Here is a 2,460-nt window from a genome sequence, read left to right as displayed (position 1 = left end):
AAAAAATGAATGTGCGGTGATTTATTTTTGAAATTCTTGAAATTATATCAAAAATTTAGAGTTTTGACGGAGAGACTACTGACTTTGTTCGAGATTCCTCTAAACCTTCTCCAAAAAAGATCTCTGTCAAGTCGTGAAACAGCTATGCGGCTTAATAAATTTGTTCTCTTATCTTATAATCTCCTCGCTTTTTAAAAAATATGTATACGATTTTTAGAAAGATTCACATTATGTTTCTATGTGTAACCACGTTAGGCTGACTCATAAACATTCTTGACAAAATAACTAATTAATATTAATCTTTGCGTTGTATTAGGTAAGAAATTTTTAATTAGGTATAAACATTATGTCAAAAGTAAAAAACTATAATAAGCTACAAGATGCTGTGTTGAGGATAACCCCAGATGCCTTTAGACAAGTCATACAGTTAGAAAATTTAGATCCAAACTCATGTGGTGATTATGATAGTTCTATACTTTCATTTAGTATACGTGAATTTAAACTTGATCACGCACGCGTTCTTCTTGAATTCGGAGCCACTACTGATAAGGCTTCTTTGGAGCATGCAGTTTCATACTACACCATGATTGCGCCCTATAACAGCGCTGAGATTCTGAGGCTTATGTTAGATAAATATAATGCTGATATCAATATTACAGATAGATATGGGGACACAATTTTGCCAAAGGCCATACAGGCTTATACTAATGATACAAATTTTTTAGAGGTTGTAGATTTAATATTTAAACATGGAGGAAATTTATCTATTAAAAATAATGCTGACAGCACTATGTTTGCTGAGATTTTTAAATTATTTGATAGCTATAATTATGAGAAAATTGTTGATGTTTTTAAATTATTATTACCATATGTGCATTCTCAAAAAATTGATGTTAATGAAGTAATAGATTCAGGTAACATTCTAGTAGAAGTGCTAGCAAAGCATGGAATTAAAGAAGAAGTAAGGCAGAAAATATTTGAAGAAATGATTAGCTTTGAAAGTGAAAATGGTCAGCCTCTATTTAATATAGACGCAGGAATGATCCGAAATATTCTTTATGGGCATGGGAAGTATGTCTGTTAATAAAGCTCAGGCTTTATTTTGGATTTACGCCGCTGTAATGGGGATGTCACTTTCCTCGTTGGGGCTGGTATATACTGGACAATCTCTTGCACGTACGTTCTTTATCTGCTCAGCAGTGTTTGGTTCAATGAGCCTTTATGGATATACTACTAAAAGAGATTTAACATCAATGGGGTCGTTCTTGGTTATGGGCTTAATTGGCTTGATTGTAGTATCTTTGGTTAATATTTTTCTACAAAGCCCTGCGATTAGTTTTGCAACTTCTTTTGTTGGCGTAGCAATTTTTATGGGACTAACAGCTTGGGATACACAAAAATTAAAGTCACTGTATTATCAATCTGGTGGTGGCGAGATGGGTGAAAAAACTGCTATTATGGGAGCTTTTACATTGTATCTCGACTTTATCAACTTGTTCTTATATATGCTAAGATTCTTTGGTGATAGAAAATAGTACTGCTATAGTGTCTGCTAATAGCAATAAATAATAAATAAAAAGAGTCAATGCAAGCATTGGCTCTTTTTTTATATCCATAGCCTGATATTATGATAATCAAATAAATTAAAAGTAGAAAATGAGCAATCATACAGCCGCTGTAATTATAATTGGCAATGAAATACTTTCTGGGAGAACTCTTGATATAAATACACAAGAAATAGCACTACGACTTAGTGAGATTGGAGTTTCACTTATCGAAACAAGAACGATTGCCGATGACCGCACAATGATCATAAATACTGCCAGAGAGCTAAGCAGTAAGTATAATTATGTCTTTACTACCGGAGGCATTGGTCCAACTCACGATGATATAACAGCAGAATCAATGGCAGCCGCATTTAATGTTCGCTATGTAAGAAATGATGAAATATATATGATTCTAAAAAATTACTACGATAAAATGGGTGAAAAACTAAATTCTGCTCGGGAAAAAATGGCCTACATACCAGAATCATCAAAACTTCTGCACAACGACGCTACGATGGTGCCAGGATTTGTCATTGGCAACGTATTTGTTATGGCTGGTATTCCAAATATTATGAAAGCAATGCTTAAATCAGCTATTCCGATGCTAAAAAAAGGTAAAGTTATTCAGTCACAAACTTTAGAAGTAATGATGGGCGAAAGCAAGATCGCAATTAGCTTTGAAGAATTACAAAACAAATATAAAGAGGTAGATATGGGCAGTTACCCGTTTACAAAAAATGGTATCCATGGAACTGCTCTAGTACTTAGATCATCGAATTACAACTTACTCGAGAAGGCTTTTGTAGAGTTAGAAACTATTATCAACGGTCTTAAATAGTCTCTCCGTCAAAACTCTAAATTTTTGATATAATTTCAAGAATTTCAAAAATAAATCACCGCACATTCATTTTTT

The 2,460-nt window shown here is 33.3% G+C and carries 2 protein-coding genes and 1 pseudogene; all 3 read left to right on the top strand.

Annotation, left to right across the window (positions count from 1 at the left end; genetic code table 11):
* Positions 1 to 346 precede the first annotated feature (346 nt).
* The 3 genes and pseudogenes from Megvenef_RS08875 (at position 347) to Megvenef_RS08865 (ending at position 2,385) form a co-directional block, all read left to right on the top strand.
* Positions 347 to 1,084 (top strand): hypothetical protein, encoded by a 738-nt coding sequence (locus Megvenef_RS08875; protein ID WP_322777570.1) that lies wholly within the window; start codon positions 347 to 349, stop codon positions 1,082 to 1,084.
* Positions 1,053 to 1,535, top strand: a pseudogene (locus Megvenef_RS08870) (Bax inhibitor-1/YccA family protein); the annotation flags it as partial. The gene Megvenef_RS08875 and the pseudogene Megvenef_RS08870, both read left to right, overlap by 32 nt.
* A 121-nt stretch (positions 1,536 to 1,656) precedes the next feature.
* Positions 1,657 to 2,385 (top strand): competence/damage-inducible protein A, encoded by a 729-nt coding sequence (locus Megvenef_RS08865; RefSeq protein WP_322777569.1) that lies wholly within the window; start codon positions 1,657 to 1,659, stop codon positions 2,383 to 2,385.
* Positions 2,386 to 2,460 lie beyond the last annotated feature (75 nt).

The sequence above is a fragment of the Candidatus Megaera venefica genome (genome assembly GCF_034554655.1).
Classification (GTDB): Bacteria; Pseudomonadota; Alphaproteobacteria; order Rickettsiales; family Rickettsiaceae; genus Megaera_A; species Megaera_A venefica.
This window is presented reverse-complemented; position numbering and strand designations above follow the sequence as displayed.

Bases quoted from the DNA above. Each gene is read 5' to 3' on its own strand.
- Megvenef_RS08875 (WP_322777570.1), top strand. From the start codon at position 347: ATGTCAAAAGTAAAAAACTATAATAAGCTACAAGATGCTGTGTTGAGG.
- Megvenef_RS08865 (WP_322777569.1), top strand. From the start codon at position 1,657: ATGAGCAATCATACAGCCGCTGTAATTATAATTGGCAATGAAATACTT.